This window comes from Sporichthyaceae bacterium (assembly GCA_036493475.1).
Taxonomy (GTDB): Bacteria; Actinomycetota; Actinomycetes; order Sporichthyales; family Sporichthyaceae; genus DASQPJ01.
The window spans coordinates 1-6,211 of record DASXPS010000131.1 but is presented as its reverse complement, the minus strand read 5'-3'; the positions used below and the strand labels follow the sequence as shown (position 1 = coordinate 6,211).

Genomic DNA, 6,211 nt, shown 5'->3' with positions numbered 1-6,211 from the left:
GCCGTCCTACCACCCGGCCGGGCACCACCAGCATCTGCATCTGGTCTGCCGGGACTGTGGGGCGGTGTCGCAGGTCGGCATGGAGGTGGCCGGGGACCTGACGGACCGTCTGGCCGCTGACGTCGGGTTCAGCGTGGACCTGGAGCACTTCGCGATCTACGGTCGCTGTCGCGACTGCAGCGGCTGAGCCCCTAGCGCTCGAAGGCGCTGGGCCGGGGGAAGTAGCGATTCAGGAACTCGCGCACCGCGGCGTCCACCGCCGCTGGATCCTCGCCCAACCCGGCGTGGTCGTTGAGGCAGAACACCTGCGGGCGGGTGGCCCGCAATCGGTGCAGCCGCCGCGCCAACCGCGGGTCGGCCAGATCCACGTAGCCGTAGGACAGCGTGCTGGGCACCGCGCGTGCGGTCAGGTAGGCGTAGTTCCCGGTCAGTGAGGCCGGGACGGAGATGTCACTGGGGTGGCGGAACCGCGAGCGCCCGGTTCGTTCGAAGTCCTCGGCGAATAACTCGGCCATCTCGGCGAGCACCGAGCGCAGTTGCGGGTACGGCGCGTGCAGGAACCGTTGTGCCGGCGCGTGCCCGAACCGCACGGTGAGCAACTCACGGTTGTTCTTGCCGGCTGCCTCGACCGGGGTGTCGCCCGACCCGGGCGGGCCCTCCGGCAGGGCCTTCGGGGACGGGAACAACCGCGCCAATCCGTTGCCCACGAAGAAGTCCTCGGGCGAGCACGGCCGGCCGAAGAACATGTCGTCGTTGAGGTAGAGGTAGTGCTCGGCCAGGCCCTCGATGTGGTGCAGTCGGGATTCGATCGCGTGTGAGTTGAACGTGGGCAGCCCGGCCCCGCCGGCGAAGATCGCGGTGTGGTCGACCAGCCGAACCCGCGGATGCTCGAGGTTCAACCAGGGCGGAACCTGACGATCCGTCACGATATAGATGGTGCGCACCCAGTCTGCGTGTGCGGCCAGCGAGCGCAGCGCGTAACGCAGTTCGTCGCGGTTTGCGTAGCGGGACGGGTTCGCGGCCAGCGTGCTGTGCTCGCCCGGGTTCGCGGCGGCCCAGGCCGCGTCCCGGCGGGCACGCCAGATCGGGTCAGCCCCGTCGACCCAGGTGTAGACCAGATCGATGGGGAAGCCCACCGGGTAGCCCGCGTCGCTGCCCGTCGAGCGCCGCGCGGCCGCGCCGGGCAGCAGCGCACGCACCTCGGCGCCGGCCTTGCGCGGGCCCAACCGGGCCAACGTGCCCAGGTCGCGGCGCAGCGATCGCACCAGACGTCCGGCAGCCCCCACGGCGCACATCGTAGGCGCGAGCAGGCTGCCGGCCCCGCTAGGGCGATTGAGGCGAGAGGATCGCGAGCAAGCCCGTGCCCCGAGTCGGACCGAGCGACGGGCTTGCTCGCGAGCCCGAGCCGATTGAGCCCGCTCTACATAAGCTGACGACATGACGCTCACTCCGACGCTCGACGTGCCCGGCGCGGTTGCCGCCGAGGAACCGGACCTCGGGGTGCCCGCGCACTACGGCGATCCGTTCGGCGAGGCCCGGACCCTGGTCGCGGGTGGGGCGTTCGTCGACCTCTCGCACCGCGGGGTGGTTCGGGTCAGCGGGCCGGACCGGCTCAGTTGGCTGCACTCGCTGACCACCCAGCACCTGACCGAGTTGGCGCCGGGCACCTCCACCCGGGCCCTGGTGCTCAGTCCGCACGGGCACATCGAGCACGACCTGCATCTGTTCGACGACGGCAGCGCGTGCTGGATCACCGTCGAACCCGGCACCACCCCAGCGCTGGTCGACTTCCTGAACAAGATGCGCTTCATGCTCCGGGTCGAGGTCGACGACCTCAGCGCCGAGCGCGCCGTGCTGTGGTTGCCCGCCGCGCACTCGGCGAGCCCTGACGCACCGACCTGGCAGTCCCCGGCCGAGTTCGGCGAGTTCGCCGGGCGCGAGGTGTTGCTGCCTCGCGCGGACCTGCCCGCAATCGTCGCGGACCTGGGTCGCCCGGCTGGGGTGTGGGCGCACGAGGCGCTGCGCATCGCCGCGCACGACCCCCGATTGGGCCGAGAGACCGACCACCGCACGATCCCGCACGAGATCGGCCTGCTCGCGCCCGCGGTGCACCTGAACAAGGGGTGCTACCGCGGCCAGGAGACCGTGGCCCGAGTGCACAACCTGGGTCGCCCGCCGCGGCGGTTGGTGTTCCTGCACCTGGACGGCAGCGACAGCGCGCTGCCGGGGCACGGCGAGCCGGTCACCCTGGACGGCCGTGAGGTCGGCTTCGTGACCAGTTCCGCCCGCCACCACGACCTCGGCCCGATCGCCCTGGCGCTGATCAAGCGCAACACCCCGCGGGATGCGGAACTGACCACCGGCGGCACGGCGGTGACCACCGAGGTCGTCGTCGACGCCTAACAGCGCCTATTGCGCCAGAGGCAACCCGACTTCAGACGTCCAGCAGCACGGTGAACGGCCCGTCGTTGACCAGTTCCACGCTCATCATCGCCCCGAACACCCCGGTGGCCACCGTGGCCCCGCGGGTCCGCAGGCCGGCCACCACCGCGTCCACCAACGGTTCGGCCAGTGCACCGGGCGCGGCCGCGATCCAGCTGGGCCGGCGCCCCTTGCGGGTATCCCCGTAGAGGGTGAACTGGCTGATCACCAGCAGCGGGGCGGCAAGGTCGGAGCAGGACTTCTCGCCATCGAGGATGCGCAGTCCCCACAACTTCTCGGCGAGCTTGTCCGCCGTCGCCGCGTCGTCGGTGTGCGTGACGCCGACCAGCACGCACAGGCCGGGCTCCTTGATCGCGCCCACCACCACGTCCTGCACCCGCACCGTGGCGCGGGCGACGCGTTGCACCACCGCACGCACGACGGACCCTCCTCAGTGGATTCTGCTGCCAGGATTCGATACAGCCGCGAAGCGTGGTGCCAGGATTCACTGCATGGCCTCGCAGTCGGCACCGGGCACGCTGATCACGGTCGCACCGACCGGTGCGGAGACCGCCAAGGCCGACGCCCCGGCGCTGCCCACCACACTGGAGGAACTCCTCGACACCGCGCGGGCTTGTCAGCGGGCCGGTGCCGCGATGATCCATGTCCACCTGCGCGACGAGCAGGACCGCTCGTGCCTGGACGTCGCCCGGCTGCGGGAGGCGGTCGCCGCGATCCGGACGTCGACCCGGTTGTTGGTGCAGCTGTCCACCGGCGGCGGCGTGCACGACACGTTCGCCGACCGCATCGCGGTGTTGGATGCGCAGCCCGACTCCTGCTCGCTGACCTGCGGCACGGTGAATTTCGGCGACGACGTGTTCGCCAACCCGTGGGCACTGATCACCGAGCTGTATCGGGCCTGCCAGGAGCGTGGGGTGATCCCGGAGTTCGAGCTGTTCGACCTGGGCCACGTGGCCACCCTGCACCGCCTGCTGGACACCTACGGCCCACCACCCACCGGCCGCGTGCACGCCGACCTGGTGATGGGCGTGCCCGGAGGGGTGGCCGGCACCACCGCGGCCCTGGTCGCGATGGTTTCCGCGTTGCCCGCGGAGGCCACCTGGTCGGCCACCGGGATCGGGCGTAGCTCGCTGCCCGTCGCATTGGCCGCACTTTCCGCGGGCGGGCATCTGCGGGTGGGGATGGAGGACACGTTGACCTTTGCCCGGGGTCGGCCGGTGACCGACAACGCCGAGTTGGTGGCCCGAGCGGCGACGCTCGCCGAACTCGCGCAACGCCCGGCGATGGATCCGGCGAGCGCCCGGGCCTTCCTTGGTCTGGAATAACAGCTTCGGCCTCGATGAGGCGTAGCCCACACTGCTGCCTATCCGCTTGCAATTGCTAGCAGCATCGTTCACGATGGACACATGCCGACGATTCCGGGCGGCCTCGGGGATTACCTGAAGGAGCAACGCAACAACGCTCAACTGTCGATCCGCCAACTGGCGGCGGCAGCAGGAGTCTCCAACCCGTACCTCAGTCAGATCGAGCGCGGGATCCGCAAGCCCTCGGCCGGAGTACTGCAGCAGATCGCCAAGGCACTGCGCATCTCCGCCGAACAGCTCTACGTGCACGCCGGCCTGCTCGAGGCAACCGACCCGGAACTTCGGGACGGTGGGGGGCAGGAGGTTGCGGCCGCCGTACTCGGCGACGCCGCCCTGAATGAACGTCAGAAACGTGTCTTGCTCGACATTTACGCGGCGTTCCGCAAGGAGAACGCCGCGGTCGAGAACCGAGAGGAAGTGCCCTGATGGCCAGCACCACTGAACTGCGCAAGACCTACACCGACGCCGCGAAGAACCTGACCGGCCGCAAGCCGTTCTTGGCTTTCGTCGGTTCCGGCGACCTCGCCGTGGAGAAGATCAAGGACGTACCGACCAAGCTGCGTGACGAGGTCACCGTTGCCAAGCTCAAGGACGTGCCCAACAAGCTGCGCGACGAACTGCGTGGCGAAGAGGGCGCCGTCAAGAAGGTCACCGACAAGATCAACGACCTGCCGCGTGACCCGCGCAAGCTCGGCGCCAAGCTGACCGACCTGGCCGACGAGCAGATCAAGGCCGCCGACAAGCGGATCGACAAGCTCGCCGTCCGTGGCGAGAAGGTGGTCAAGAAGGTGCGCAACCGCGGCAAGGACAGCGAGATTGCCGGCCCGGTCGCCACCACGACGGCTCCGCGCCGCACGCCGCGCGCGGCGACGTCCACCGGGAACACCAAGACCGGTAGCTGAATCCCCGCTTCTCCCGAGCACTGCCCCGAACAACGTCTGCGGCCGCAGGTCCCTGAGGACCTGCGGCCGCGGGCGTATTCTCGGCACCGTTGCCCGCACGCGAATCGGGAGTGGCTCGGCATGTCCTACGGTCCACTGACGTCCGGGCTGAACATCCTCGGTGCAGCGTTGCTGCTGCTACAAGCGTTCGCCCTGGCCGACGCGCTCACCCGACCGGCTGCGGCTTTCCCTGCGGTGGACAAGCAGACCAAGAACCTCTGGGTGATCCTGCTGACCGTCGCGGTCGCCTGGGGCGTCCTGCCCATGCTGGTCTATCAGCGCTTCGTGTTCCGCAGCGTGCTGGACCTGATCGTGTTGGCGGGCACCGTGGTGGCCCTGGTGTACCTACTCGACGCCCGGCCCGCGGTGCGCGCCGCGGGTGGCGGTCGCGGGCCGAGACGTCCGCAGGGCCCGTACGGGCCCTGGTAGCAGCTAGTAAACGACCACTCGGGTGCCCACGCCGACCGAGTAGAACAGGTCGCGGGCGCCGCTGTAGCTGCGCAGGTTCACGCAGCCGTGCGAGGCGCCGGAGTACCCGTTGCGCACGAAGTCGGACGAGAAGTGGATCGCCTGACCGCCGTCGAAGAACAGCGAGTACGGCATGGCGGAGCCGTACAGCGAGGACCAGTGGTTCCGGTCCTTCCAGTAGACCCGGTAGGTGCCGTACCGGGTCGGCGAGCGCCGCGCGCCGAAGCGGGCGGACATCTGCATGTTGGTGTGGCCGTTGATCATCAGGCGGAGCGTGCGAGCGTCCTTGTTGATGCAGATGACGGTGCCGCGGTAGCACTGATTGGGCATGGCCGCGGCGGAATCCGCCCCAACGACGATGCTGGTTCCGGCCATAACGACAGTCGCGGCGCCGGCGACTGCGGTACGGACTTTGTTGGACGCCACGATGGCCTCCTCGGAGGCGAACTTGAGGGCTTGCTGAGGGGTAGCAGCACACTAAGTCGGCAAATGTGAGTCCGGCCCACCTCCTGGTGAAGCTTTGACCCGCCCGGGGGTATTGCCGGCCCGAGTGTGTGACAGCGATCACGGGGGGACTGGAGGATTGCCCGCCGGCAGGCATGGGTTCCTTGGAATGCGGAAGGATCGCCCAGGGTTGTCCACGTTCGGGCGACGAGGAGGTGTGCCGGTGCGGATGCTGCGCGCTGCCGACGCTGTGCCGTCCGCCGGCACCCACCGGGTGCTGCCGCGCCGGGTCGCCACGCTCAGTGTGCATACCTCTCCGCTCGAGCAGCCGGGCACCGGCGACGCCGGCGGCATGAACGTCTACGTCGCGGAGACCGCGCGCCGGCTCGCCGAGCGCGGCACCGAGGTCGAGATCTTCACCCGCGCCACGTCCGGCGGCTCGCGGTGCACCGAGGAGCTGGCGCCCGGCGTCCTCGTCCGGCACATCGTGGCCGGTCCGCTCGAGGGGCTGTCGAAGAACGACCTGCCGGGGCAGCTCTGCGCGTTCGCCTC

Annotated in this window: 10 protein-coding genes; 7 read left to right on the top strand and 3 right to left on the bottom strand. The window is 69.7% G+C overall.

The features are described from left to right. Positions 1 to 187, top strand: a 187-nt coding sequence (locus VGJ14_13825) for a transcriptional repressor (GenBank protein HEY2833501.1), incomplete at its 5' end; no start/stop codon positions are given. Positions 188 to 191: 4 nt separating this feature from the next. On the opposite strand, the gene VGJ14_13820 is transcribed toward VGJ14_13825, so the two are convergent. Then, positions 192 to 1,286, bottom strand: a complete 1,095-nt coding sequence (locus tag VGJ14_13820) for a stealth family protein (protein HEY2833500.1) — start codon at positions 1,284 to 1,286, stop codon at positions 192 to 194. Positions 1,287 to 1,437: 151 nt separating this feature from the next. Between VGJ14_13820 and VGJ14_13815 the strand changes: the two genes are divergently transcribed. Beyond that, positions 1,438 to 2,403 carry a glycine cleavage T C-terminal barrel domain-containing protein gene (locus VGJ14_13815; protein HEY2833499.1) on the top strand — a complete coding sequence of 322 codons (966 nt, stop codon included), beginning with the start codon at positions 1,438 to 1,440 and terminating at the stop codon, positions 2,401 to 2,403. A gap of 31 nt (positions 2,404 to 2,434) precedes the next feature. Here VGJ14_13815 and dtd read toward each other — a convergent pair whose 3' ends face one another. Continuing rightward, entirely contained in the window at positions 2,435 to 2,860 is a 426-nt protein-coding gene (gene dtd, locus VGJ14_13810; protein HEY2833498.1) for a D-aminoacyl-tRNA deacylase, read from the bottom strand. 73 nt (positions 2,861 to 2,933) lie between these two features. On the opposite strand from dtd, the gene VGJ14_13805 reads away from it, so the two are divergent. The 4 genes from VGJ14_13805 to VGJ14_13790 all read left to right on the top strand — a co-directional run bounded on the left by VGJ14_13805 (position 2,934) and on the right by VGJ14_13790 (position 5,176). After that, a complete protein-coding gene (locus VGJ14_13805) occupies positions 2,934 to 3,767 on the top strand; it encodes a 3-keto-5-aminohexanoate cleavage protein (GenBank protein HEY2833497.1) in 834 nt (277 codons plus the stop codon). 81 nt (positions 3,768 to 3,848) lie between these two features. Further along, positions 3,849 to 4,232 carry a helix-turn-helix transcriptional regulator gene (locus VGJ14_13800; GenBank protein HEY2833496.1) on the top strand — a complete coding sequence of 128 codons (384 nt, stop codon included), beginning with the start codon at positions 3,849 to 3,851 and terminating at the stop codon, positions 4,230 to 4,232. Then, a complete protein-coding gene (locus tag VGJ14_13795) occupies positions 4,232 to 4,708 on the top strand; it encodes a hypothetical protein (GenBank protein ID HEY2833495.1) in 477 nt (158 codons plus the stop codon). The genes VGJ14_13800 and VGJ14_13795 overlap by 1 nt, the downstream gene beginning before the upstream one ends. A 120-nt stretch (positions 4,709 to 4,828) precedes the next feature. Then, positions 4,829 to 5,176: a DUF2516 family protein gene (locus VGJ14_13790; protein HEY2833494.1), complete on the top strand. Its 348-nt coding sequence runs from the start codon at positions 4,829 to 4,831 to the stop codon at positions 5,174 to 5,176. 3 nt (positions 5,177 to 5,179) lie between these two features. Here the strand turns inward: VGJ14_13790 and VGJ14_13785 are convergent, their stop codons facing one another. Then, the gene (locus VGJ14_13785) at positions 5,180 to 5,641 is read right to left on the bottom strand and encodes a L,D-transpeptidase (GenBank protein ID HEY2833493.1); all 462 of its coding nucleotides are present in this window, start codon (positions 5,639 to 5,641) and stop codon (positions 5,180 to 5,182) included. 247 nt (positions 5,642 to 5,888) lie between these two features. Between VGJ14_13785 and VGJ14_13780 the strand changes: the two genes are divergently transcribed. Next, positions 5,889 to 6,211, top strand: a 323-nt coding sequence (locus tag VGJ14_13780; GenBank protein HEY2833492.1) for a glycosyltransferase, incomplete at its 3' end; no start/stop codon positions are given.